Annotated in this window: 25 protein-coding genes and 1 pseudogene; 14 read left to right on the top strand and 12 right to left on the bottom strand. The window is 67.2% G+C overall.

What is annotated here, in order from left to right:
- The first annotated feature begins 437 nt into the window (after positions 1 to 437).
- Positions 438 to 1,427, top strand: a complete 990-nt coding sequence (locus RYH79_RS17515; RefSeq protein ID WP_370901693.1) for a phosphotransferase family protein — start codon at positions 438 to 440, stop codon at positions 1,425 to 1,427.
- A gap of 341 nt (positions 1,428 to 1,768) precedes the next feature.
- A complete protein-coding gene (locus RYH79_RS17510; RefSeq protein ID WP_370901692.1) occupies positions 1,769 to 3,259 on the top strand; it encodes a carboxypeptidase M32 in 1,491 nt (496 codons plus the stop codon).
- A 555-nt stretch (positions 3,260 to 3,814) separates the two neighbouring features.
- On the opposite strand, the gene RYH79_RS17505 is transcribed toward RYH79_RS17510, so the two are convergent.
- Both RYH79_RS17505 and RYH79_RS17500 read right to left on the bottom strand, forming a co-directional pair.
- Positions 3,815 to 5,413, bottom strand: a complete 1,599-nt coding sequence (locus RYH79_RS17505; RefSeq protein ID WP_370901691.1) for a hypothetical protein — start codon at positions 5,411 to 5,413, stop codon at positions 3,815 to 3,817.
- Positions 5,414 to 5,915: 502 nt separating this feature from the next.
- On the bottom strand, positions 5,916 to 6,194 hold the full coding sequence (locus RYH79_RS17500; RefSeq protein ID WP_370901690.1) for a hypothetical protein: 279 nt from the start codon (positions 6,192 to 6,194) through the stop codon (positions 5,916 to 5,918).
- Between the two features lie 220 nt (positions 6,195 to 6,414).
- Here RYH79_RS17500 and RYH79_RS17495 point away from each other — a divergent pair, with 220 nt between their 5' ends.
- A complete protein-coding gene (locus RYH79_RS17495) occupies positions 6,415 to 6,939 on the top strand; it encodes a cupin domain-containing protein (protein ID WP_370901689.1) in 525 nt (174 codons plus the stop codon).
- Positions 6,940 to 7,104: 165 nt separating this feature from the next.
- Here RYH79_RS17495 and RYH79_RS17490 read toward each other — a convergent pair whose 3' ends face one another.
- The 6 genes from RYH79_RS17490 to RYH79_RS17465 all read right to left on the bottom strand — a co-directional run bounded on the left by RYH79_RS17490 (position 7,105) and on the right by RYH79_RS17465 (position 10,254).
- Positions 7,105 to 7,317 carry a helix-turn-helix transcriptional regulator gene (locus RYH79_RS17490; protein ID WP_370901688.1) on the bottom strand — a complete coding sequence of 71 codons (213 nt, stop codon included), beginning with the start codon at positions 7,315 to 7,317 and terminating at the stop codon, positions 7,105 to 7,107.
- Positions 7,314 to 7,733: a DUF2178 domain-containing protein gene (locus tag RYH79_RS17485; RefSeq protein WP_370901687.1), complete on the bottom strand. Its 420-nt coding sequence runs from the start codon at positions 7,731 to 7,733 to the stop codon at positions 7,314 to 7,316. The genes RYH79_RS17490 and RYH79_RS17485 overlap by 4 nt, the downstream gene beginning before the upstream one ends.
- Positions 7,723 to 8,019 carry a hypothetical protein gene (locus RYH79_RS17480; protein ID WP_370901686.1) on the bottom strand — a complete coding sequence of 99 codons (297 nt, stop codon included), beginning with the start codon at positions 8,017 to 8,019 and terminating at the stop codon, positions 7,723 to 7,725. The genes RYH79_RS17485 and RYH79_RS17480 overlap by 11 nt, the downstream gene beginning before the upstream one ends.
- Positions 8,020 to 8,371: 352 nt before the next feature.
- Complete coding sequence (locus RYH79_RS17475; protein WP_370901685.1) at positions 8,372 to 8,566, bottom strand: hypothetical protein; 195 nt, start codon at positions 8,564 to 8,566, stop codon at positions 8,372 to 8,374.
- Positions 8,563 to 8,691: a hypothetical protein gene (locus tag RYH79_RS17470; protein WP_370901684.1), complete on the bottom strand. Its 129-nt coding sequence runs from the start codon at positions 8,689 to 8,691 to the stop codon at positions 8,563 to 8,565. The genes RYH79_RS17475 and RYH79_RS17470 overlap by 4 nt, the downstream gene beginning before the upstream one ends.
- Before the next feature lie 567 nt (positions 8,692 to 9,258).
- Positions 9,259 to 10,254 (bottom strand): hypothetical protein, encoded by a 996-nt coding sequence (locus RYH79_RS17465; RefSeq protein ID WP_370901683.1) that lies wholly within the window; start codon positions 10,252 to 10,254, stop codon positions 9,259 to 9,261.
- Between the two features lie 595 nt (positions 10,255 to 10,849).
- Between RYH79_RS17465 and RYH79_RS17460 the strand changes: the two genes are divergently transcribed.
- The 3 genes from RYH79_RS17460 (at position 10,850) to RYH79_RS17450 (ending at position 13,059) form a co-directional block, all read left to right on the top strand.
- A complete protein-coding gene (locus RYH79_RS17460) occupies positions 10,850 to 11,800 on the top strand; it encodes a glycosyltransferase family 2 protein (RefSeq protein WP_370901682.1) in 951 nt (316 codons plus the stop codon).
- Positions 11,801 to 11,982: 182 nt separating this feature from the next.
- Complete coding sequence (locus RYH79_RS17455; RefSeq protein ID WP_370901681.1) at positions 11,983 to 12,156, top strand: hypothetical protein; 174 nt, start codon at positions 11,983 to 11,985, stop codon at positions 12,154 to 12,156.
- 237 nt (positions 12,157 to 12,393) lie between these two features.
- The gene (locus tag RYH79_RS17450; protein ID WP_370901680.1) at positions 12,394 to 13,059 is read left to right on the top strand and encodes an SDR family NAD(P)-dependent oxidoreductase; all 666 of its coding nucleotides are present in this window, start codon (positions 12,394 to 12,396) and stop codon (positions 13,057 to 13,059) included.
- Between the two features lie 124 nt (positions 13,060 to 13,183).
- Here RYH79_RS17450 and RYH79_RS17445 read toward each other — a convergent pair whose 3' ends face one another.
- The gene (locus tag RYH79_RS17445; protein WP_370901679.1) at positions 13,184 to 13,816 is read right to left on the bottom strand and encodes a helix-turn-helix domain-containing protein; all 633 of its coding nucleotides are present in this window, start codon (positions 13,814 to 13,816) and stop codon (positions 13,184 to 13,186) included.
- A 254-nt stretch (positions 13,817 to 14,070) separates the two neighbouring features.
- Between RYH79_RS17445 and RYH79_RS17440 the strand changes: the two genes are divergently transcribed.
- Positions 14,071 to 14,937 (top strand): TrmB family transcriptional regulator, encoded by an 867-nt coding sequence (locus tag RYH79_RS17440; protein WP_370901678.1) that lies wholly within the window; start codon positions 14,071 to 14,073, stop codon positions 14,935 to 14,937.
- A gap of 767 nt (positions 14,938 to 15,704) precedes the next feature.
- Here the strand turns inward: RYH79_RS17440 and RYH79_RS17435 are convergent.
- A complete protein-coding gene (locus RYH79_RS17435) occupies positions 15,705 to 16,112 on the bottom strand; it encodes a CBS domain-containing protein (RefSeq protein WP_370901677.1) in 408 nt (135 codons plus the stop codon).
- A 238-nt stretch (positions 16,113 to 16,350) separates the two neighbouring features.
- On the opposite strand from RYH79_RS17435, the gene RYH79_RS17430 reads away from it, so the two are divergent.
- The 7 genes and pseudogenes from RYH79_RS17430 to RYH79_RS17400 all read left to right on the top strand — a co-directional run bounded on the left by RYH79_RS17430 (position 16,351) and on the right by RYH79_RS17400 (position 21,308).
- Entirely contained in the window at positions 16,351 to 16,647 is a 297-nt protein-coding gene (locus RYH79_RS17430; protein WP_370901676.1) for a HalOD1 output domain-containing protein, read from the top strand.
- A gap of 163 nt (positions 16,648 to 16,810) precedes the next feature.
- Positions 16,811 to 17,350: a DUF7344 domain-containing protein gene (locus RYH79_RS17425; protein ID WP_370901675.1), complete on the top strand. Its 540-nt coding sequence runs from the start codon at positions 16,811 to 16,813 to the stop codon at positions 17,348 to 17,350.
- 255 nt (positions 17,351 to 17,605) lie between these two features.
- Positions 17,606 to 18,283, top strand: a complete 678-nt coding sequence (locus RYH79_RS17420) for a DUF7344 domain-containing protein (RefSeq protein ID WP_370901674.1) — start codon at positions 17,606 to 17,608, stop codon at positions 18,281 to 18,283.
- A 59-nt stretch (positions 18,284 to 18,342) separates the two neighbouring features.
- Positions 18,343 to 18,819, top strand: a complete 477-nt coding sequence (locus RYH79_RS17415) for a helix-turn-helix domain-containing protein (protein ID WP_370901673.1) — start codon at positions 18,343 to 18,345, stop codon at positions 18,817 to 18,819.
- A pseudogene (locus RYH79_RS17410) lies at positions 18,816 to 19,085 on the top strand (hypothetical protein); the annotation flags it as partial. The gene RYH79_RS17415 and the pseudogene RYH79_RS17410, both read left to right, overlap by 4 nt.
- Complete coding sequence (locus tag RYH79_RS17405; protein WP_370901808.1) at positions 19,057 to 19,488, top strand: hypothetical protein; 432 nt, start codon at positions 19,057 to 19,059, stop codon at positions 19,486 to 19,488. The pseudogene RYH79_RS17410 and the gene RYH79_RS17405, both read left to right, overlap by 29 nt.
- Positions 19,489 to 19,496: 8 nt before the next feature.
- Entirely contained in the window at positions 19,497 to 21,308 is a 1,812-nt protein-coding gene (locus RYH79_RS17400; protein ID WP_370901805.1) for a sensor histidine kinase, read from the top strand.
- Between the two features lie 904 nt (positions 21,309 to 22,212).
- Here RYH79_RS17400 and RYH79_RS17395 read toward each other — a convergent pair.
- Complete coding sequence (locus RYH79_RS17395) at positions 22,213 to 22,611, bottom strand: hypothetical protein (protein WP_370901672.1); 399 nt, start codon at positions 22,609 to 22,611, stop codon at positions 22,213 to 22,215.
- A gap of 118 nt (positions 22,612 to 22,729) precedes the next feature.
- Entirely contained in the window at positions 22,730 to 23,467 is a 738-nt protein-coding gene (locus RYH79_RS17390) for a helix-turn-helix domain-containing protein (protein ID WP_370901671.1), read from the bottom strand.
- Positions 23,468 to 23,539 lie beyond the last annotated feature (72 nt).

Here is a 23,539-nt window from a genome sequence, read left to right as displayed (position 1 = left end):
GGCGTACACAGACGTCGTCTCACCGTCTCGACGGCACCGCGTCTCCGTTCCGGCCTCCACTGTCCTCCTGGCAATCGTCCGTTTCGTCGCCCTGTCGCCGCTTCACGGGCTACTTGGCTCGTTTCGTTCGACTCGTCGCTTCTCTCTCCAGCGTCCCCGTCGCAACTCTCCGGAAACCTTCGGTGTCGTCTCGTGGTGTGACCCGCGGGAACCGACTCGCCGCCGTGGCTCCGACGCGACACACACCACGTTTCCGGAGAGTCGGCCGACAGTTCGCTCTCGGCCACTGGACACTCCTCCAGCACTCTGTCGAACGGGTCGAACGGTCGCCCCCGACGACCGAGGGCGGGAGCGAGAGTGACTGTCGGCCGGCGACGGGCGTCGGTGAGGCGACACACGACCCCAACGGCTAAGAGACGAGCCGACGCGGTCCGGACGTGGGAACGACTGACGAGTCAGAGGGCTCGCTCGACACAGAGCTGTTCACTCGGGTGGTGAGACGCGCTCTCCCCGACGCGACGGTCGAAACAGTCGGGCCGGCTGGTCCGACGTGGAACTGGACGACCGAGGTGGCCCGGGTCACGTTCACCGACCGCGACCCGGTGTACTGCAAGGCGACGCCGGGAGACCCGGACGGAGCAGAGCTCCGTGCCGAGGCCGGGGTGCTCGAGTACGTCGGCTTGAACCTCCCGGTGACGGTGCCGTCGGTCGTCGGCACGACGGCGGAGCCGGCGGCGTTGCTCACCGAGCCGGCCGCCGGGACGGCAGTCGCCGACGAGTGGTTCGAGACGACACCCGACCGGCGTGTCACGCTCGCCGAACGGCTCGGACGCACGCTGGCGACCGTCCACACGGAGCGATTCGACCGTCCCGGCGAGATCACCGGCGGCGACGCCGACGAGCTGGCGGTCGACCACACGCCGTGGCCGGACGTACTGCGAGCGGCGGTGGTCGAGAACCGGCGACTCGCTCCGACCGACCGGTTCGACTCGGAGTACGCGCGCCTGCTCGAGGCCATCGACGCTGCTCGGGAGCGACTCACCGACCCGCCGGCGAGACTGCTCCACTGCGACCCGGCGACACCGAACTGCTTCGACACCGGCGACGACCGCCTCACCCTGCTCGACTGGGGCAACAGCGTCGTCGGCGACCCGGTACGTGACCTGACCCGGGCACGCGAACAAGCGCTCGCTCCGCTCCGCGAGCCCGCGCCCGAGCGACTGGTCGACGCACTCCGCCGCGGCTACCGAGCCGTCGCCGGTGAGCTCCCGGAGTCCGCCGAGCGTGGCGCGGTGTACGACGCGACGATCCAGCTCTCGACGGCCGACTACGTCGAACGGTTCGCCGAGTGGCGCGAGGAGTCCGAAGCAGAACTGACCGCGTGGTTCCGCGAAGAACTCGACCGACGGCTGTCACGGATCGAGTGACTCCCCGAGCTCTCTCGGCTCGTCTCTCCTGGCTCATCTCTCCCCTCGACCACGACCGAGTGGGTCGACGTGGTGAGACCTCTCTGCGCGGGCTCTTCGGCCTCGTCGGCACCGCCCCGTGACTCGCTACCCCCGCTCGCGCCGCCCGGCGAGCAACGCGGCCAGCACCGCGATCACCGCGACGAACCCCGACTGGGGGACCTCGTGTACGGACGTGTCGGGGTCACCTCCCGGGGTTCAACTGTCGTCTCGTCGGTCGCCTCTCGGAGGGGACGCCGCTCCACGTTCCACCTTGCGAGTCCGGTCGGCAGAGTTATATCGAATCCCCAACAGGTGAGCCCGTGTCACAGACAGACGCGCCGGAGGCCTACGAGACGTTACTCGACCACGTCGAGCAGACCACGTACATCTCCGACGCCGCGCAGTTGATCGGCTGGGACCAACAGGTGACGATGCCGGCAGACGGGACGCCTGCGCGGGCCAAACAGCTGTCTGCCCTCTCGTCGGTGCTCCACGAGCGCCAGACCGACGAGACACTGGGGGAGGCGTTGGACGCGTTGGCGGACGCCGACCTCACCGACGAACAGGCGGCGGTCGTCCGCGAGGTCGAGGAGTCTTACGAGGGGGCCACGCGAGTGCCGGAGTCGCTGGTGCGGGAACGGACGGAGCTGTCGGCGGAGGCACAGGACGCCTGGGAGTCGGCTCGGGCCGACGACGAGTTCGACCAGTTCGCGCCGGTGTTGGAACGCCGTCGGGAGCTGGAGCGGGAACGGGCTGACCACCTCGACCCGGATCGGGAGCCGTACCGGGTGTTGTACGAGGGGTTGGAGCCGGCGTTCCCGGAGCCGATGGTGGAGTCGATCTTCGACGACCTCCGTGAACGGCTGGTGCCGTTGATCGAGTCGATCCGAGCGTCGGCGGTGACGCTCGCGGATCCGTTCGAGGCGACGTACGACGAGGCCACACAGGAGGCGTTGAACCGCGAGGCGCTCGAACTGCTGGGGTACGACTTCGACCGCGGCCGGCTCGACACCTCCGCACACCCGTTCACCTCCGGGACACAGTTCGACGCGCGAGTCACCACCAGGTTCGACCCGGAGGCGCCGTTGGAGGCGTTGAACGCGACGATCCACGAGTTCGGTCACGCGACGTACATGCTGGGCGTCCCGCAGTCGGAGTACGGGACACCGTTGGGTTCGGAACGCTACGAGATCCACGAGAGTCAGTCGCGGTTCTGGGAGAACCACGTCGCCCGCACGGAGGCGTTCTGGGAGTACTTCACCCCGACGTTCAACGACCACCTCGGCACCGACTTCGACGCCCGCACGCTGTTCGAGGCCGCCAACCGGATCTACCCGAACAACCTGATCCGGGTCGAGGCGGACGAACTCACCTACCACATGCACATCGTCCTCCGGACGGAGGTGGAACGGGCGTTCGTCGCCGGCGAGATCGACGTCGAGGAGATCCCGCGGGTGTGGAACGACAAGATGGAGGAGTACCTCGGTGTCCGGCCGGAGACGGACGCGGAGGGGTGTCTCCAGGACGTCCACTGGACCGGCGGGTTCGGCGGGTTCCAGAGCTACACGATCGGCTCCGTCGCGGCCGCACAGCTCGACGCGACACTCCGCGAGGAACGAGACGACGTGGACGAACTGATCCGGAACGGGAACTTCGAGCCGTTGCTGACCTGGATGGAGGAGAACGTCCACGCACACGGTCAGCGCTATCCGGCGGACGAACTGATGGAGGTGGTGACCGGCGAGCCGCTGACCGCCGACTACTTCCTCGAGTACGTCGAGTCGAAGTTCGGCGAACTGTACGACCTGTAGACCACCCCACCCTACCCCGTCGGCGTCCGTTCTGTCACAGGTGTCTGTTCGGTCGGTTGCCTCTCGTCGTGTGTCGACGCGACCGGCAGTGTCTCGACCGCGTCCGTCTCCGGGAGCGACGTCAGGGAGTCGAGAGAGAGTTGGACGGTCTCGCCCCAGCGTAACCCTCGTGTACTGCAGCCTGTGATAGTCACCCGACGAGATTTTCCGAACTTCTCTGCTCCGACGTGCGACTTCCCCTCGAAGACGCGTGTCGCTCCCGCCAGGACGGACGACGTGAGAGGATTCTACCCGATACTCCCATTCGACCTCCCTGGTGACCAGCCCAAGAAGTGTCACCCGTGTTCGAGTCGGGCACACACTGCCGGAGAACGGGGTGGCTTCCGACACCGGTACCGGCCGCCACTGGGACGACCAGTACAGCAGAGAGACCGCTAGTCAGCCGGACAGCCGGCTACGCTCGTGGGTCGGTGCCGTTCGAGCGGGCCGCCAGTTCGTCGAGCGCCGTCGCCAGTTCTGCCCGTGCCGGTGGCTCGTCGCCGTCGGAGAGTCGCTTCAGCCCGCTGGCGTGAACCTTCGCTGGGTCGTCTCCATCCGCTCACAGAGTGCCTCGACCTCGAGCGACGACCTCGGGCGACGGCTCGGTCGTGTTTCACCGTCGTCGACGGACGGCGCTCCACGGGCCGGAGCGACGCACACGTCGTAGCGAACGCCGTTCCAGAAGAGTGTGTAATCACCGGGACGGCCGAATCGATGAGTGGCGTTCTGGGTGACGCTCTCGTTCGGGGCAACCCAGCCGACCCAAGTGGTGTCGACGTAATCGCCGCCCAATCTCTCGGTCGACAGTCGTGGCCTCACGGCTCCCAAGCCCCGGCTGTCACCGGTGTTCTCGACCCGTGCCGTGAGTCGGAACGTCTCGTTGAGGTCCACGGTGATCTGTCCGTCGGTACTGTTTACACTCCGAGTCCCGTCCTCGCCGACGACCGACGCGTGAACGACCTGTTCCCGTATCTGGGGGGACCTGTAGCCGTAGACGGTCTCGAGTCGTTCGGTGTCCGATCTGAATTCCGGCACCGCGCGGGTCGTGACGTACCGTTCGGCGGTCGCCGCTGCCTCTGGACCGCCTACTCTGCGGACAGCGCGAACGAAGCTGTCCACAGTCGGTGCCGTGTCCTCCCCGTTGATGCGTCGGAGAGCGTCTTCCAGCGTTCGTTCACCGTCTGTCGCCGTTCGAATCTCTCGATCGACGGCCGCGAGAACGAGCGCACCCTTGGCGTAGTCGCTCTCGGCCCTACAGGTGTCGGGGTCCGAGAGAACGCTGTCGTCGTTCGTCGCCTTGCGGAAGACCTCACGGAGCTCTCCCCAGTCGGCGTAGCCGGACTCGACAGCGAGCAGCCACTCGTAGTAGCGCGCGCTGCCCTCGGTCAGCCACCGGAGACGCTCCGCGGTCGAGAACGCCTGACGGGTGTGGACGTACTCGTGGACCCAAGCAGCGAGTTCGGCGTCGGCGTCGACGAGGAGCGTGTTCCCGTCGAGTGCGAAGCCGTCGAACTCGAGTATCGTCGCCTCCGTCCGGATCTTCGGCGTCGCAAATGCGTGAACGGTCTCGTCACGGGCGCCGACCTCTAGCGAGCGGGAGACGTTGGCGAGTGCGTCGACAGTCCGGGTGGGACCGTACCGGAGCGAACGGTCACCCGGAACGACTAGATGGACGATCTGGCCGTCGGCCTGTCGGGGGTGCACCTCGTGAGAACCCAGCAGTAACGTGTTGTTCCCGACGTACCCCGTGCCGGCCACCGCGATCGTCTCGTCCGTATCGGCCGCCGCTTCGGGCCGTATCGCCGGAGGGAGATGCTCCACCAGTGTCCACGACTCTCTGGCGTTACCGGTGTAACTCCAGTCGATCCGGAGTCGATAGGTGACCGTCGCGGAGGTCTCACCGGTCCACTCGTACACACCCCCGCTCCGCGTGACGTTCTCCGTCGTGACGACAGTCGACTCCTCTTGGAACTCGAATCGCACCTCCCCGATCCCCGGTGTCGCCGGAATCCGCATCGTCACCTCGACGACATCCTGCTCGTCGGGTAGTCGTCGATAGGTGTACGAGACGTTCAGTGTCTCGTCGTCGGCGGGTGGTGACTGCCCGTCGGCCACAGTAGTGGGACCTCCTACAGCGGACGGAGCGACGCCTCCGAGCGTGACACTGTGGGCTCCGGTTGGAACAGTCTGTGTGTCGAGGCCGGTCAACTGCCGAGGCAGTTCGTCGCCGGTCGGGCTCTGTGCCCCGGCCACGGGCACCCCGGGTGCCACGGCTCCGAGCGAGAGCAGGACCACAGCTGCTCCGACGGCCCACGTCTCCATACCGAAACACGACGGCTACCGCGATGAAAGTGTTTAGCCCTCACTCGACGGCACCCCTGCTCGGTCCCTCTCCAGCCAGCCTGTACGTCCCGACAGATGTGATCGTCAGCCGAGTTCCCCCACCTTCCACCTACTCCGAGACCGAGGGCAGCGAGTGCACGTTTCCCTCGCAGCCAGACGTAGTGATACGTCGACAGCCAGGGTATCCGGACACCGGTCCCCGAGGGCGTCGGAGACCTGCTCTCCGAGAGTGCCGCAGTGCTTTCCCGTCGCTGTACACCCGGTGTGCGGTCGCTCACGAGGTCGGGCGTGGTCCCAACTCGACTTGGACGACCAGTCCGTCCTCCGTAAACCGGACGACGGCCGGGTGCTCGTCCGTGCCGACCTGCGAACAGACGACGGTGAGGGGGCGTTCGGCGACGAGACCGGCGCGCTTCGTCGCGGCGACGCCGCCGAACTCGACCCGCCGCTCGACGTGACCGTCTGGTACGTCGAGGACTCCCTCGCAGGTCGACGACTCGGTCGCCTCGCTCGCCGAGCCGGAGACGCTGTTCGACGTGGGTGTCGACCCCACCGGCTCCGTCTGACTCGCCTCTCGTGTTAGACGCCAGATAGAACGTTTCTCCGTCGAACGGTCGAGTGGCAACGGTCGTTCCGGGTCTGTGTGACGACGCACACCGACCCTCCCGCCGCAAATCGAGCGGCAGAAACTCCGCGGAGAGGGATCGGGATTGCCCTCGATGTGTTACCACTCCGCATGAACGGTTTTGCGAGTCGAGGTACCCACTCTAATCGTGAAACGAGTTAGCTTCGACGAGGTCACGCCGAGGGGGCCGGCAGACGAGACCATTCCCGCGGGTGCGATGGCCGATTCCGTCGCTGCTGCACGCCAACTCGGGTACGCACTGGATGTCGAAGGGTTCTCACTGAACTACTTCGAACTCGCGCCGGGCCAGAGTTCCGCACACTCGATGCACAAACACCCGGTCCAGGAAGAGGTGTTCGTCGTTCTCGACGGCGAGGTCCAGGTCGAAACCCCGTCGGGAGAGTCTGATCTGCACGTGGAGGCGGACGAGGCAGTGCGTGTACCGCCGGATACCTTCCAGTTCGTCGTGAACCGTAGCGACACGACGGCGTCGATACTCGCGCTCGGCGCACCCCGCGAGTACCAAGACGAGAGCCGGTATCTGGTCGACTGTCCCGACTGTGGAGGCCTCACCGAGCAAACGTTCGACGTCGAGAGAGAAGACGGTGAGTCGCAGGCGATCCTGTGCGAGTGTTCCGAGTGCGGCGGGGAGTCACACCGTATCCAACTCTAATCGTGTGGAGTCTCACACCACCGCCGGTTGCGAGAGTCGGAAACCCGCACAGGCCACGGGCTGTAGACGTCGGCGAGATCAGTCGCGCACCGGTAGAGGATGAGAGCTCGGAGGTCGAAGGAGAATCCCTCTTCTCTATCCTAGAAAATTGCGAGCAACTGCTCGTTACTCGGGGGGATCCCAGTCGAGATCGGGGGTGAACAGCTGCCCGATGTGGCAGTCGAAGAACCGTGCGAGTTTGAACGCTAGTTCGATCGAAGGGTCGTATCGGTCCCGCTCGAGAGCGTTGATCGTCTGTCGAGAGACCTCCACTGCGGCGGCGAGGTCCCCCTGGCTGAGTCCGGCGGCTTCCCGACGTTCGCGGATGTCGTTCTTCATCTGTATCGCCGGACGACGTACGCGACTCCGAAGACGCCGAAGGTAGCGGCGATGCCCAACAACACTCCATCGGCAACTGGAGGGACGGTCAGCCAACCGTTCTCCTCTAGGACGGGGGACACTGGCGTGACGACGACGAGTACAGCTCCGACCACCCGGAGTGTATCGTAGCTGGCACGGTGTTCTAACGCTCGGTCACGCTCGTCGAACAGCGTCATCGGGGCCACCCGTCGGACTGCGAAGAAGCCGACACATCCCAGCCAGAAGACACCGACAGCTGCTAGCGGTGGCCCGACGGTACTGATAAAGAGGAAGCCGGCGGCGCCCCCCACCAGCGACCCGAGCGAGAGCCGCCGATAGCGGGTCCGTGTGGCTAGCCAGTCGTCACCGGAGGGCTCGGCGGCGTCAGCAGGCACTCGCACCATCCCGGTCGGCGATGCCGACTACCCGGTCGGCGACCAGCCAGAGTGCGATGGTACTCGTCAGTGTCACGACGGCCGCGACGGGGTCACCCAAACCGGGGACCACGACGGCCGACTCCACCAGCCACGGGCCACCCAGTGCGAGCGCGCCAGCGGCGATGCGGACCCACCTCGGGGCATCGACGAGCGGTTCGGCCGTGTCGACGCGCCGACCGAGGTAGAGCCCGACGGTGATGACCGCCGTGGAGGCCACGACGACGGCGATACCGAGTGTACTCATGTGAACTCACCTACCAGACCGGTCGCGGAGCAGACCCGAACCGGGCGTGACGTTCGATCGGTCATGATGTGGCACACGTGGTGTCAACCACGCTTTACAGTAAAGCGTACTTTACACCACGCAGTTGAGCCTGTCGGAGAGTCTCAGTCGATACACCACTCGACCAGAGTAGGCGGCGCGTCCGGTCTGGGAGGGTCGAATCGTCGTTCCTCGCGGCAGAACGAGCAGGTTCCGGTACCAGAGCAGCCACACGGTCCCGACCAGCGATGCGGCGACGAACACGTAGTGCAGTCGCTCGCGCCTGGGGAGCACTGGCGCCGTAGTCGGCTCCTGCGACCCGGTTCCGGACCCGTCAGAGGGTCGAGTCGTCGGAGTCGGGTTTCACAGGGTCGCTCTCGTCGGAGTCCCCCAGTTCCGTCACTCGACTCCGAACTCGGGCCAGTCCCCGAGCTGTCCGGTCTCGTTCGTCGGCCAACTCCTCGCGTAACTCCTCGTCCTCCTCGCGGAGTCGTTCGACCTCGCCGGCCAGCTGCTCGACGACAGTCACGAGGTCGTCGTGATCGGCGTCGAGCGGGACGGCGACGCTCGTAGGTTCCCGCCGTCCGAGAGACTCGTCGCCTCCTCGTCGCCCGGCACGACGCTCGTCACGTCCCCGTCGACGGCCTGACCCACTACGGACAGTACGACGGCTCGTCGTGAGGGACAGTGAAGGAGTACGTGTCGCTGTCGCCACCACGCTCGGAACGGACGACTCTGTACTCGTTGGGAACGCCGTTCTCCGGTGGACGCTCGATGTCGGGGGACGGCCAACGACGGCCGCAGCCGACACCGGCAGAGCCTGCTGGTGACGACAGTCCGACTCACTCGCGTCCGTTGGTACGACCGTGACCCGGGATCCTCGTGGTCAAGCGAGACTGGCGATGGTGCTCGTCGGCCTCGCCGCACTGATTACGCTCGGCTTCCTCGTGGCCGTCGTCGTCGGCCTGAACGTGGTACCGCCGGCGCTACGCTGAGACGCCACGGCGGCGACGGTGACGACCCCACAGACGGTTCGTGGTGGCCGCCGAGGGGGTCCGGAGCTTCGCCGAGGAGACCCGAGGTCTCGCGGAGGAGGTCCAGACCCCCGCCGAGGATCGGGAGACCGGATCGTGACCTGGCAGACGGACTCGTCGTCGACGCGACGTCGCCCGCCGGCAGGATAGAGAGGTCTGGAGGCCGCCGGCAGCGCTCGCGTGGCGACTAGAACTGGAACCGAACGTCGAAGTGGTTCACGTGCCACGGCCCGGGGTAGTTCCCCCAGGTGTGGTCGTCGTAGTGGAACGCACCGACGAAGTGGATCTCGTCTTCCGCCCGCACGTCTGGTGCGACGCGTGTTAGCTGGTCGTCACTCTGTTCGTAGTCGGCGGTCTCGCCGACGAACGGGTACCCCGGTTCGTCGAACCCGGGGATCCCGGTCAGTTCGGCGCCCTCGTTCACCGCGCGGAGTGTCCCGCTGCCGTCTGCGTCCAGGGTGAAGACGTTCTCGGCGTCGCCGGGACCGCCGAACTTTCGCCCCAAGTTCTGGAAGCCGACGAGTCCGTTCCCCTCCGGCGTGACGAACGGGTCGTTCGGGCCGAGGTCGCTCTCCTCCCGGAGTGACGCGAACTTCACCACCCAGACGGTGTAGCGCCCGTTCGGTAGCCCGTTCTCGACGGACACGTGGATGTCCGTCCCAGCGCCACCGTACGTCTCGCCGACCGCGATCTCGCCACTCACGGCACTGTACTCCCCCCAGGTGACTGGTACCCAGGACTGGTCGTAGCCGTCGCCTCGACTGTAGTCACTGGGCGGTCTGACGACCTGTTGTTTGCCGTCGTTGAGCGAGCGGAACAACGTCGAGTCGTACTCCTCGTCGCCGTCGAGAATTCGGTCGAGTGGGATCGACACCGGTACCGGATCGAACAACGGTGTGTCGTCGTCGAACGGCGGTGCTTCCCCCCGTGCGTTCGTGATGAAGCCCGGGTTCGGGATCACACTCACCGACCCCGTAGTCTCGGTCCCCTGTTCGCCGTGGTCCGCGGTGACGACCGACGAGACGGTCGACAGACCGGCGAAGCCGGCTACCCCGACGCCCGCGAGCGCCCGTCGGCGTGAGACGGCCGCCTCCCCGTTCGGGTGGTCGTCCGCTCGACCCCCCTGTTGGCCGCCGTCCGCGTGCTCTCTCTCGGTCTCTGTCGTCTGTGTATCGTCTACCATACGAGATGTCAGCAGAGTACACGGAATCTTTCTATTTGACTCTGTCTTGGTTGTGTGATCTGATTCAGAGCCGGCCAAGAATTATGATGGAGTGGTACTAGATGGTGTGAAGGCACGTTCGTCACGACACCGTCCCTCGCTCGTTCGTGTTACGAACGGGTTGTCTCCCCAGTGTCGTCGTCGGTGACCCTCCCCGACGAGTGCGTCGCTACTCGGGCGTCGGCTCTGTTCTCCTCCAACCCCCCTCGACCACCGTCCCGACGTCGTCGACGAGAGTCGACGTCTCACGTCCGTCGTGCCGTTCGGTGGTCGACCGTGCGACCGTGCCATCGCAGAGTCTGGAACAGTGTCGGTCGTCGCCCACCGGCACTCGGAACTGCCCTCCGCCGCCGCGACGACCGGTCGTTCGAGCTCGGCGTCGATACCGTCGGCGTCGTCGTACCCGTGACCCCCGTTGTCGAGAGGCCGGCTCTCTGTCCACGCACTCTCGAGGAGGGACCGAGCACCAGAGAATCGTGTCTGGCGCTCGGTCGCCCGCGATACGTGACAACGGCGAGATACTTATCCGGCCGCAGTCGACGACGAACGTCAGGAGATGTCGGACTCGACTACGGTCGACGAGAGCGTGAGCGTCGTACTCCCGACCCAGCGGTGGACGGTGGCCTGCGACGAACTGACCGAGCAGGTCGCACGTGACGACGAGTTCATCCTCGCGTGTGACGGCCCGGACGATCCAGTGGTCGAGAGCGCAGCGGGAACGCCGGCGGAGGTGGTCGTCGCCGGCGAGCCGCAGGGGTGTTCTGCGAAGTGTAACGCACTCGCTGCAGGCCTCGAGCGAGCGACGGGTGAGTACATCGTCTGCACGGACGCCGACTTCGAGCACGGTCCAGAGTGGCTCTCGCGGGTTCTGCGTCACCTCGCCGACGCTCCGCCCGACCACGTCGTCTCGACCGCCCCCGTCCCGGTCAGCGACGGTCCGTTACTGAAGCCCCTGGAGGGACCGGGCGCGATCGGTGCGGCACTGACGACGCTTCTGGACACGACTGCGTGGGGCGGGACGATGGCGTTCCACCGGGAGGCGATCGACCTGGACGAGTACGTCGCGGATCTCGGGCGGACGGTCAGCGACGACGCTCTGCTCACACGACGCGTCGAAGGCGTCGAGTCTGTCCCGAGTCTCGTCCGCCAGATGCCAGTCTCGGGCACGCTCGGGGAGACGCTCGATCGCCAGGTTCGTTGGACGCGAACGGCACTGTACCTCGACCCCGGTGGACTGGCTTTCGGCGTGTCGACACAGCTCGCCGTCCTGGTCGGGACGCTCCTGGTTCCGTTCGTGACGGTCCCGCTCGTGACGGCCGTCGCCGGCCTCGCGTACGCCTACTTCGGTCTCGAGCGGTGGACGTTCCTGCTCACTGTCCCGGCGTACATCCTGACGCTTCCCATGCTCGTCTACGGGCTCACGCGAGCGGAGTTCGGCTGGCAGGGTCGTCGCTACCGCTGGACCGGACTGTACGACGTGGAGGTCCTCGACCACGACGTCGAGTGACGACTCCCGACGACCCCTACTGCGGTGTGGGTTCCGAGTCGAGGAGACGGGGTCGCCTACCGGCTGGCAGTGGTCCTTCCCTCGGATTCGACATTCCACCGTCTACGGCTCGGTGCTAGTTCAACTCGTCGTAACGTTCAGGACCCGTTACCACAGCCCGAGGCACGACGCCGTGGAACGTCGTGGAAGACGGCAGGACGTGCCTACCGCCCCCCAGCTACCGCGCCGAGAGACGCCGCTCGCGGGTCGGGGTCGTCCGCGAGACGCTCGCGGACGTGCGCACCACGCGGGTCGTCCCCGTCGTGCCAGCCGACCGCGACCTGACGACTGCCACCCCCGGGTTCGAGGAGTTCTGAGACTCGTCCGAGGAACGCTCCGCGGACTCTTCGTCCGTCTCCCCACCTCCACCGGACACCACGCGATCACCTCGACTCTCGGTCCGCACCCGACACCGACTCCAACTGCATCGACCCCCGGTAAGAGGCCGAGTACAGCCGTGGGCGCGTGGTGTGTCCGTGTCGGTACCCCGTCGGTTGTGCACCGACTCCCGCGACCGCACAACCGTGGAGTAGTCCCCACCCGTCGAGAGACGCGTGACACGCACTGTCGTGATCGGCGGTGTCGGTCCGACGATCGGTGAGTCGGTCGCCAGACGGTTCGCACGCGAGGGTGATCGGGTCGTGCTGTGGGCCCGCAGTGAGTCGTTCGTCGAGGAACTGGCGGCGGAGTTGCGGGCAGAGACACCCGGTGACGCCGTCGCCGTCAGTGTCGACGTGACCGACCCCGAGGCAGTACGAGCGGGTGTCGAGACCGTCCACGAGGCGTTCGGGCCCGTCGACGTGTACGTCCACAACACGCCCGCTCCGAACTGGAGCGGGCCGTTGGACGACGACCCCGCCTCGGTGCGGACGACGCTCGACACGGTCGGCTACGGGTTCGTGGTCGTGGTCGACGAACTACTTCCAGACCTGTTGGACGACGGCGGGACGGTGATCCTCAACACCGGCGACTTCGTGAAGTGGATCGCACGGAAGATGGCGAGACAACTCGCGCCCGAAGGCGTCCACGTCGTTCACGTGTTCGTCGACGGCTGGGTCGACAGCGACACCGTCGACGAGAGCGTCCCCGACGAGAAACGCGCCGACCCCGACGAGGTCGCCGCGGAGTTCCTCCGACTCGTCGAACAGGACCGAGACGTCTGGACGTTCGACGTCGACTTCCGGCCGTGGGGCGACGACGCGTTCCGGACACGACGGTGAAGTCGGCCGGATCTCTCGGTAGGGACCGGGCGCGACGGCGGCGACACTGCGGTCGGCGAGGGGACCCTCACCGGCGACGACCTGGCGAACTGCACAGACGAGGAGTGCGCGATTCGGGTCGCCGTCACGGACGGTGGGGAGGGACCCGTCGTCTGTCGGGAGCACACTCACGAGGGTGCGTCGGTCGGCGACGGCCGGCAGTCGCCCGGCGGGGGTGCCGTCGTCGGTCCACGGCGACTCGAACGGCTCGGCACCGGGAACGATCTCTCTCACGCGGCGTTCGGTGGCCGGGGACAGCGCGGTGAACCCGACGGCGACGCCGCGGTCGGCGGCCGCTCACAGCGCCCCGAGAATCTCGTCGACCCGGCTCTAGCGCCCCGAGCGCCGTCGACAGTTCCACCGTCGGGTCGTTCGGCTCCCGTTGGGCCCGTCTGGTCGCCGTCTCGGCCGAGACGGGGTGGAACTCCGTCGGTGACGCCCGTTCTCGCTCGGCGAGCCCCCGCTCCCGTAGCGCGGCGGCGGCGTCGTACACCCGCGTTCGGGGCACCTCGGCGGCGTCGCTCACGTCCGTCGGCGACGCTTCGGCACTCTCCGCTCGGCGAGGTACTCGCTCCTCTGTCGACTCACTACCGTTCTCCGGCGGTGGGACCCCCCGGTTCGGTGCCGTCGCTCCGTGTCGAACCCCCGCCGGACGTGCCGTCTCGAACCGGCCACGGGGTGGCCGGCTGGTACGCGTCGGGTTGCGGTTGGGACACAATTCCTACTGCGTACCGAACCACCGTACAGTGTGACGGGTAAAAAGCATTTTGTGATTAACCGAGTGAACGAGTGACTACTGGTTACCGTCGGCCTACGGCCACGAGCAGCTCCCGGCGCGAACTGTCGTGCTCCGAGTGACAACGACCGAGCCGGGCCCGACTCGGCGGTTCCACGTCTAGACAGACGACGACTATTTTATTCTGTGGAGTGTAGCCGTACCGACCCGTCGCTTGCGGGTTGCAGGTTGGGACAATGAGCAGGAACGACGCGGAGACAGCAGGAGAAGTGCTCCAGCAGCTCGGACTGCGGGAGTACGAGGCAAAGTGTTTCGTCGGCCTCACGCGGTTGTCGAGCGGGACGGCGAAACAGCTGAGCGAGATAACGGACGTGCCTCGGACACGGGTGTACGACGCAATCCGCGTGCTGGAGGCACAGGGACTGGTCGAGGTGCAACACTCCAGTCCCAAGCGGTTCCGCGCGGTGCCGTTGTCGGAGGCGACCACCACTCTCCGGGACCAGTACGACCAACGGGTCGACCGGCTCGCAGACGCGCTGGCGAGTCTCGAACCCGTGGACGACGACGGCGACGACAGCACCCCACAGGAGGTGTGGGCACTGTCCAGCCCGGCCGCCGTCGAGAGTCGAACGGCAGAGCTCGTCGCCGACGCCGACGAGGAGGTCGTCCTCGTCGTCGGCCACGAGTCGGTCCCGACGGACGCGCTCGTCGAGACGCTCGCCGACTGCGACGACGAGGTGGACGTGGTGTTGGGCGGGGTCGACGAGTCGCTGACGGACCGGCTCCACGAGACCGTGCCGACGGCGACGACGTTCGTCTCCGAGCTCGACTGGCTGGACGCGACCACGGACGATCACGTCGCGGTCGGACGACTGCTGTTGGTCGACCGGGAGAACATCCTCGTCAGCACCGTCGACCGCGACGGCAGCGACGAACACGCCGTGTTCGGCCGCGGCTTCCGCAACGGGCTGGTCGTCGTCACCCGACGACTGCTCGCACAGGGACTCCTCTCGGATCGGGATCCGGAGGGAGAAGGAGAGTCGTCGCCGGAGACGGACGCGACGGGCGGCGAGAACGGGTCGGACGGGAGCGACCCCGGCTGACTGCCGGCGAGTCGTCGCCGGAGAGTCGTCGGTCGCGTCCTGGACCCGCCAGGCGACTGCCTCGGTCGACGGGCCACCGGCCGCCCGGACGACGACCGACAGGGACCGCCGGCGAACGCGTGCCAGTACCCGGAACACGCTCTCGGCGCTCGCCGCGCAGTCTCCGTCCGTGTGGTCGCCGAAGTGTCGATCCACAGTGGGTTTCCGCCGGGAACTCGCTCGGGTGGGCTTCGAGACTGTTGTGACGACGAGGAGTGTGAGAGCTCGGGGGCAAGACGACGGTGTCGTGGCTGCGACCGGGTCGACGAATCCGGTCGGTAGTGACACACGAACCCCCCAGCTCCCGACCGGTCGGAACGTCGTAGCCGGCGGATAACTAAGCCGGGGCGGAGACACACGTGACCGTCGGCGCCGACCACCCGGACCCCCCCATGCCTCCACGGGAGTCGGCTCCGACAGTCGTACTCACAGTCGGGCAGACGGTACGGACCCGGTTCGCGTCGTGAGAGTCGTAGTGCGACCGACCGAGGCGGTCGCGCCGCACTCCCACGAACCCGGACGGCGGACGCGATACTCACGATACTCACGGACACTCACGGACACTCACGGACACTCACGAGTTCGAAGCGACCGCGCCGCTCGCGTCCGTCGTCGACAGTCGCGTCGCCCCCGGGTCGCCTCACGCTCGCCCGGGCGGTGGCTCGTTCGTGGCCGAAGACGAGCCGGCGCCACGGGGTCGTCGAGAGCGGCCCGAGTCACGCGGACGATCAGTCGCCCCGACCCCCCGTCCCCGGGGCGACGGCCTCGTGGCGACGGACGAGCGCGACGAGCAGATCGTCCAGCGAGGCGACGCCGGCAAGCCCGTCGTCGTCGACGACCACGGCGTGGCGGGCGTCGACCGCACGGAGCTCTGTGCACAGCCGCGTGACGCTACAGTCCGTCGTCACTGTCGCGTGGGTCGTCGGCAGGAGTTCACCGACCGGGCGGCCGCTGGGCGACCGCGTTGCCGTCGCGCCGTCGAGCGCGAAGTCACGTCGGGCCAGCAGCCCGACTGGCTCCCCGTCGTCGACCACGACGAGACAGTCGCGGGTCGCCTCGTGGAGCCGACTGGCGGCCTCGGCGGCCGGCGTACTCGGTGTCACGGTCACGGGATCACTCCTGAGCAGATCTGTCACTCGCACTGATCTCACCGAGCGGAGCGTGACCACGAGACGACCTACGTTGATGCGGTTCTTCTCGGGGCGTGCAGACAGTCCGCCGGCGACGACGAGCCGTCGCGAGACGGCGACCGACAGTCCGTCCAGAGACGACTAGGAGTGACACACGGCAGCGCGGTCGTGACGATAGACGAGCGAGAACACAAGAATTAGAACCGTTTACTCCCAGTGTCGGTCTAAGAGAGAATACAGAGTTATGACAGAGTCGAGTGACACCCCAACCGACGACAGCCGGTCGTCCGGGTTCGTCCGGCGGAACGTCGACGGCCAGTCTGTGACGACACAGGTCGCTACCGCGGTCGCAGACGCTCTCGGCACGACGGCCGACGACCTCACTCCGTTGGAGACCGTGGTCGACACGGACACGCTAGATCGACTGTTCGAGACCCGTGACACGCCCGAACTGACCGTCGAGTTCGACTACGAGGACTGTCACGTCACCGTCGACGCCGACACCGTCGGCGTCGAGCCGCCCCACCACTCGCTGCCGTAGTCTGCGTCGGTGTCCCGACACCGTGGCCGCTCTCGGCGTCCGCGGCCACGTCACCGAGCGTTAGGAACCCGTTCTGCGAGTCGCGTCCGCCGGCCGTGTGGCCGACGCCGAGTACACCCCAGTTAACGAAACGAGTGGTCCACGTACGTCTCGTCGGTACGACATGGACGCCGAGCGAGCCGACACCGTGTTCGGGTTGGCCAGCAACGCCCGGCGCCGGCGACTACTCCGGGTGTTGTGCGAGAACGGCGAGGTGTCGATCGACACTGCGGCGCGCCGCGTCGCAGTGATGGAGCACTGCCGCGACGACACCTCGACGGACGACCCGGACTGCCCCACGGACGCACAAGTCGAGAGCGCTTACACCGCGCTCTACCAGACGCACGTCCCGCAGTTGGTCGAGTTCGGCGCCGTCGCCCACGAACGTGACCGACGAACCCTCAGGCTGCAGAACAGCCCCGAGACGCGACTCCTCCTCCGTGTCGTCGGGCTCGCCGGGCGACCACGTTGGGAGGTCGTGTACGGCGCCGTCGCGGTCGTCGTCTGGCTGACCGTCGGCACCGCGGCGGCGACGGGGGCCGGGTGGCCCGTGGCCGCCGGCGTCGCCGGCGCCGCACTGGCCGTCGCCGTCGCCGTCCGACTGTTCGTCAGTGTCCGTCGGGTGGCCGGACGCTGCCGGACCGGCTCGCTCTGGGGGCGGTGACCGCCAGCATTCGCCCGTCGTCGCGGCAGCGGCCGACACGCGCCCGCTCGGCGTGTCCCACCGACTGGAAGGATCATAAATACGAGTCCCGTTGGCTACGGCCGAGGCGTAGCTTTATCATGTCACAACTTAGCATGGACGACAACGTGGTTACGTTCCGTATACCGACGCGAGGGCGGTGGACGGATCGCCGAGTGTACAGGGGGCGACGGCAACGCCACACGGGGGAGCGTCACCACTGGGCGGTTGGGACACATGAACGGACCAGACACACTGCAGAACGGGCAGCCGGGAGTACAGCACGGAGGTGAGACGGAGAGCCTCGACAGGGGTGCGGCGTTCACGCTGCTGAAGAACCCTCGGCGTCGCGCGGTGCTCCGCCACCTCGAAGAGACGCCAGAGACGACGCTGTCGGACCTCGCAGACCGGATCGCTGCCGAAGAGAACGACACCACCCCGGAGCTGTTGTCCTCGTCGGACCGGAAACGCGTGTACATCAGCCTCTATCAGGGTCACCTCCCGAAACTCGCGGAGTTCGGCGTGATCGAGTACGACCAGAGCCGGGGTGACGTGGTCAGACATCCGGCGGCGATGCGGCTCCAGACGTGTATGCGGCGGGTGGACGGCGACGACGACGACCGACTGTCGACGGCCACCCACGCCGCCGCCGGGGTCGTCGGTGTCGCGGTGCTGGCGGGGACGCTCCTCGCCCCGACGACGGCGGCCGGCTGGGCAATCGGCGGCGGTGTGATGCTCCTGTGCATGACCCTGTCGGAGTCAGTCGACCGCCACACGCCGACACGGCTCCGCGACCGGCTGTCGAGGGTCTGGGACACCTCGCCGGGCGCGACTACCGACGAGACGACGGAGTCGGTGGAGGGAGACGACGGGAGTGTCGGCGAGTCGCCCGAGCTCGAACAGAACGGTCGGTAGGCCGGCGAAACCCAGCTTAGCCGAGGAATAACCAAGTCGAGGGGTGGCGTGGTACCCACATGAGCGACACGCCGAGTGGTGACGCAGGTGACGGCCGACGGTTCGAGCGGCGGCAGGAGAGTGACCCGGAGACGGTGTCGGAGATCCTGAGCGTGCTCGGCGACGAGGTGTCGCGGGCGGCACTCGCGGAGGCGGACGGCAGCCCGATCGGTGTCGGCCGCGTCGTCGACACGACGGACGTGTCGCGATCGACGGTGTACCGCCGGCTGGACCGGCTAGTCTCGCTCGGGCTCGTACGAGAGGTGTCGGCGCCGGCCGCCTCGCACAGCCGGACGCAGTACGTCTCCGACCTTCGGGCCGCCAGCGTGGAGTTCCGCGACGGGGGCGCGACAGTCGTCCTCTGGTACGGCGAGGCCGCCCCGCTGGACGCCCCCGTCGACGACGACGTGAACGTGCGTGTCGAGGACGACGGGGACGACACCGTCGAGTTCACGCTCCAAGTGCCGAGCGACCGGTTCTCGGGCGACACGCAGTGACCGCGTGCCTCGGCACTCACCTCGTCACGGACACTGTCGGGCGGGTGACGAACCTCGACGACCAGGCGTGCCCGCTGTTCGACGCGACGGCCCGAGAGGTGACCGGGGAGCCTGCGGGGGCACTCCTCGACGGCGACAGCCCCTCGACGGACTCCGTCGACCAGGTGCTCGACACCGAGGCGGGCGTGCAGCGAGTCGAGGAGACGATCACGACCGGGCGCGGGCGGGACGTGCCGAGTGAGTGGACCACCACTCCACCGTACGACGCCGCCGGAGAGTCGGTCGGTGTCCTGGAACTCGGCCGCGACGTCACCGAGCGGCGGCGGGAGGCGGGGAGGGCCGACCCTGGAGACGTACCAGACCCCACTGCTGGCGGACGTGAGCGACAGTCTCCACAGACTCGCCGACGGCGACCTCACGGTGGACCCCACCGTCCGCGAGCCGCCCGCGGAGTTCGAGGAGATGGGGACGGTCTACGAGGGGCCCGCGGAGACGAGCGACGACCTCGGCAGCACCACGGAGGAGGTGTCCGTCTCGGTCGACTCGACTCCCCTCTCGAGTGTCTCGCAGAGCGACACGGACTCGTGTTCGGCGACCCGTCCGAGCGGCAGTTCTACCGGGTCGCCGGCACACCCCGTTTCGAGGATTTTATGTGGTTCAGGCCCTTGATAATGGCAATGATAAGTCTCGTCGACAACATCGGTGTGTACGTCCTCGTGTACCTCCTCGCCACGGTCGGTTGCGCGGTCGGGACCGGCCGCGCACTTCGCGTGGAAGACGCCGAGACGCGAACTGGGTTGCTCGGACTGCTCGTGGGGAGCGGCGGGTGGGCGTTACTCCAGACGCTGTTTCTGGTCGCACCGACGTACCAGGTCGCGTATCTGAGCTACGTCGCCAGTCTCGTCGTCGGGCTCAGTTCGATCTACGCGTGGCTCTACTTCGCCTCTGCGTTCACCGGTCGGACGCTCCACCGCAGCCGCGTCTGGCGACAGGTCGCAGTCGTCTCGTTCCTCCTGATCGTCGGGCTGAAGCTGACCAACCCGTTGCACGGGTCGTACTTCGACATCACCTGGACGACGGAGCCGTTCGCACACTACGCGACCACACACGGTGTCTCCCACTGGGTGATCACGGGTGCCTCCTACGTCGCCGCCGGTATCGGCTTCTTCATGCTGTTCGAGGCGTTCACCGAGGCGGACTACGACACGCTACCGTTGGCTGGACTGTCCGTGTTGACCGCCGCGCCGGTCGGACTAGACCTGCTCGGCTACACGACGGACGTGTTCATCGAGATGAACTACGAGCCGATCGGTGTCGCGGTGTTCGCCGTCGGTGCGCTGTTCGTCTTCCGCGACCGCTTCTTCGTGGTGCAGGCGTCGGACACGACACAGAAGCCGTTGTTGTACTTCGACGCCAACGACCGACTCAGAGACTACAACGACCACGCAGAGGTGGTGTATCCGGAGATTCGACGGCGGTGTGGTGACAGTCTGACTGCAGCGTTTCCGGACATCGCAGCCGCACTCGACACGGAGACCGCGATCGTCGAACGAGACGCCGGCGAGGGAGCGGGGTACTATCTGGTGACGGAGACGCAGGCCTCACACGCCGGCCCCAGCGACAGCCGTGTGATCCACCTCACAGATGTCACCGGAGCGGAGCGCCGACGGCGCGAGCTCGACCGTCACAATCAGCAGTTGGAGAGCATCTCTGCGGGGCTACGACACGAGCTGTTGAATCAACTGAACATTCTCCAGGGGTGGATCCGTGAGACCGAACGGGCTGTCACGGACGGCGACACGGACAGTGCCGAGGACGCGCTGGAGACGGTCAACGACGCCGGCGACCGCGCTGTCGATATCATCGAAGACTTCGTCTCGCTGACACAGTACGGGACGACACTCGACGGGACCTCGCGACTGTCGTTGGAGTCCGTGGTGGTCGAGGCACGGACGGCGACAGATACCGACGTGTCGTTGCTCGTGGCGGCCGACGAGACAGTCGAAGGGAGTCGGTCGCGGCTCGTTCACATGGTGACGAGCGCCGCCGAGTTCGCGGCGGCGAACGGTGCGGACTCGCTCGCGGTCGGCGTGGACGGCGACGCCGTCACCTTCACCGACGACGGCGACCCCGTGGGCGACGAGACCAACCCCGACGACTACTTCGACCTCGACGCGGCCGTCCCGAACAGTCGTGCGGGACTCGCACTCCCGAAAGTCCGGGTGTTGGCACAGCTCCACGGGTGGACGGTCCGACTCGACGAGGGCTACGAGACTGGGGTCAGGGTCGTCGTCGCCACGTCCGGTGCCGGTAGAGGACCCGTCACGTCGACGCCCACAGAGACGACGGCGTCGACTAGCGAGCCGGCAGAGGAGCCACAGTCGTCCCAGGCGTCGACCAGCACGGAGTCTGGCCGGGAGAACCGGTTGCCGTCGGTCGTTCCCGACGGACTGCGGCAGCGCGCCCGCGGGTGGACCTCCGACGACTGATCCGCGGTGGCCACTGGGGCAGCAGCCGTTCAGCACTTACCGACGGATCCGGACCCGACAACCGGGTTCTTCGCACCGCCGACCTGTGTCCCGACGACGACAGCCCGGGTGGCCGCATCGAGATCGATCTCGAGGTCGTCCATCGACGCCTGCCCCTCTTCTGGCCGGGAGTCGTTCTCGTGCCGGGTGGTCCGATACAGAGCTCTCTTCGCTACCGACCTCTCGCCCGGAACCTACCGACGCCTCCGGCAGCGTCCACACCGTCTCGCTCGTGTTCACGGACGGCCGGGGTTCGTGTCAGACGGTGTTCGAGCCGGAGAGACCGGCGGCGTTCGGGCGACGGTCGTGGACGGAAGACCAGAACTCGTCGCTACCGCCTGCCCCACGCGACGGCGAGATGGCGCTGTTCGCTGCCGTCGACCCCACTCACGGTTGACGGGCCAGGCACCGAGCACAGTTTGCCGGCTGCGTTCCTCACAGACTGCAGCCAGTTCCCCGTGGGGGAGCACGGGAACGGGCGATCGACCGATCCAGAGTGTGCCTGGCTGGACGGGAGTGGTGACTACCAGAGCAAATTGTCGTCCGGGAACGACCCGCCGACCGGGAGTAGACCGGAGGGGAGAGACTGCAATCCTCACGACCGACGGTGTCGTGAGACCGGCTACGACACCGTCTGGGAGTGACAGGGTCACCCCCAGTTCGACCGATCTCGTCTCCGTCGACGCGCGGTCGTCGAGTCCGGATCGTCGCAAAGACCTCCGAGTGTGCTCTCGTGTGCTCGGCGACGGCGCTGTCCAACCTCCCCCGTGACTACTCCGTCCCGAACACCACTCTCGCCGACGACGAACGTGTACACCGGGCGCTCGTCGTCGTGCTGAGAGCACACCACGCGACGAGTGACGGGTCACTCCTCGCCGAGCAGCTCCACGAGACGGGTCTGTGCTGTCGGGGGCCAGGCTGCGTCTGCGGTCGTCGCGCGGTGGAGTCGGCGGCAGCGCTTCGGCGACACGGTACCGTCCAAGGTGACGACGGGCGTCGTCCGGCGCTCCCACGCTAGCCGCCAGCCAGCGGGCGGCTCGAAGCGGACGTACGTGGTGTCGGCCGGGTCGACGGCGGAGACCGGGAGCGGCTGCCGACCGGCGACGGACCGCGCGTCGACGGTCACCGTCGGGTCGGCAGCGCCCGCGGCGTCACCGACGGCCGTCAGGAACTGTTCGAGCCCGGCCGCCTCCCAGGCACAGCTCGCGCCGCTGGCGTGCCGTTCGACGTACACCGTCGGCTCGGCCGGGATGGAGACGCCCACGGTCGAACGTGGTGCCGCGGAGGTAGGAGAGTTACGTCGAGAGGGGCCGGTGCGGCGCACGGGCGACGGGCACGACCCGGAGCCGTGACACCACACGACGACTCGAATCCGGAGTGAGTCACCGGTTGAGGTAGCGTCCGATGTGTCGCATCAGCTTCCCCTCTGCACGCGAGAGGTGTTCCCACGCGGTCGTCTCCGCGACGCCGAGCTCGTCGGCGACGTCCGTGATCGCGCCGTCCCCGTCGTGTTCGTAGTAACCGACACCGATCGCGGCCACGAGCGCGTCGCGCTGACGGGTCGTCAGCTCGCCGAGTATCTGGTCTGCGTGCAGCTGGTCGGGCGCCGAGAGCTCGCTCATCTCGACGTTCGACATCAGCTCCACGTCGTTTCCTCCCGCCCGGAGGTGGTCCATCACCCGCGACAACTCCTCTGGGTCCTCCAGGTAGACCACCCAGCGCTCCCAGCCGGCGTTGATCGTCGTCCCGGCCTTGTAGTGGACCCCCAGCTCCGTGAGCGACTCCGTGATGCTGTCCCACGCTGTCACGTCGTAGACGAAGACCACGTACACGCTGTTGCGCGACAACGGAGACAACGGCTCGGCAGAGACAATCGGGTCGGCCCGGCGGAACTCCTCGAGGAACGACGCGACTCTGCTCGGGTCGCCACTGAGTTCGATGATCCGCTTCCGTCGACTCCCACTGCCGGTCATCGACGAGACCGATCGGAGCGTCACGCGCGGGAACGCCGCCGAGACGTCCGACTCCGGTTCCCCGTGGTGACGGACCCGGAGCGTCGCCTGCCGCATCTGTGTCGGCGTCTCGTCGAGCTCCTCCGAGCTCGTGTCGTCTCCAGTCACCGTGGTCGGGACGATGGGGCCCAACCCAAAATAATTTGGTGTAAGGTTCACCCCTGCGTGGTATGTTGTAAC

Origin of the sequence: Halobaculum sp. MBLA0143 (assembly GCF_041361465.1) — an archaeon.
Classification (GTDB): Archaea; Halobacteriota; Halobacteria; order Halobacteriales; family Haloferacaceae; genus JAHENP01.
This window is presented reverse-complemented; position numbering and strand designations above follow the sequence as displayed.

Bases quoted from the DNA above. Each gene is read 5' to 3' on its own strand.
- RYH79_RS17440 (WP_370901678.1), top strand. From the start codon at position 14,071: ATGAGCAGGAACGACGCGGAGACAGCAGGAGAAGTGCTCCAGCAGCTC.
- RYH79_RS17415 (WP_370901673.1), top strand. From the start codon at position 18,343: ATGAGCGACACGCCGAGTGGTGACGCAGGTGACGGCCGACGGTTCGAG.
- RYH79_RS17465 (WP_370901683.1), bottom strand. From the start codon at position 10,254: ATGGTAGACGATACACAGACGACAGAGACCGAGAGAGAGCACGCGGAC.
- RYH79_RS17430 (WP_370901676.1), top strand. From the start codon at position 16,351: ATGACAGAGTCGAGTGACACCCCAACCGACGACAGCCGGTCGTCCGGG.
- RYH79_RS17400 (WP_370901805.1), top strand. From the start codon at position 19,497: ATGATAAGTCTCGTCGACAACATCGGTGTGTACGTCCTCGTGTACCTC.
- RYH79_RS17480 (WP_370901686.1), bottom strand. From the start codon at position 8,019: ATGAGTACACTCGGTATCGCCGTCGTCGTGGCCTCCACGGCGGTCATC.
- RYH79_RS17425 (WP_370901675.1), top strand. From the start codon at position 16,811: ATGGACGCCGAGCGAGCCGACACCGTGTTCGGGTTGGCCAGCAACGCC.
- RYH79_RS17490 (WP_370901688.1), bottom strand. From the start codon at position 7,317: ATGAAGAACGACATCCGCGAACGTCGGGAAGCCGCCGGACTCAGCCAG.
- RYH79_RS17460 (WP_370901682.1), top strand. From the start codon at position 10,850: ATGTCGGACTCGACTACGGTCGACGAGAGCGTGAGCGTCGTACTCCCG.
- RYH79_RS17420 (WP_370901674.1), top strand. From the start codon at position 17,606: ATGAACGGACCAGACACACTGCAGAACGGGCAGCCGGGAGTACAGCAC.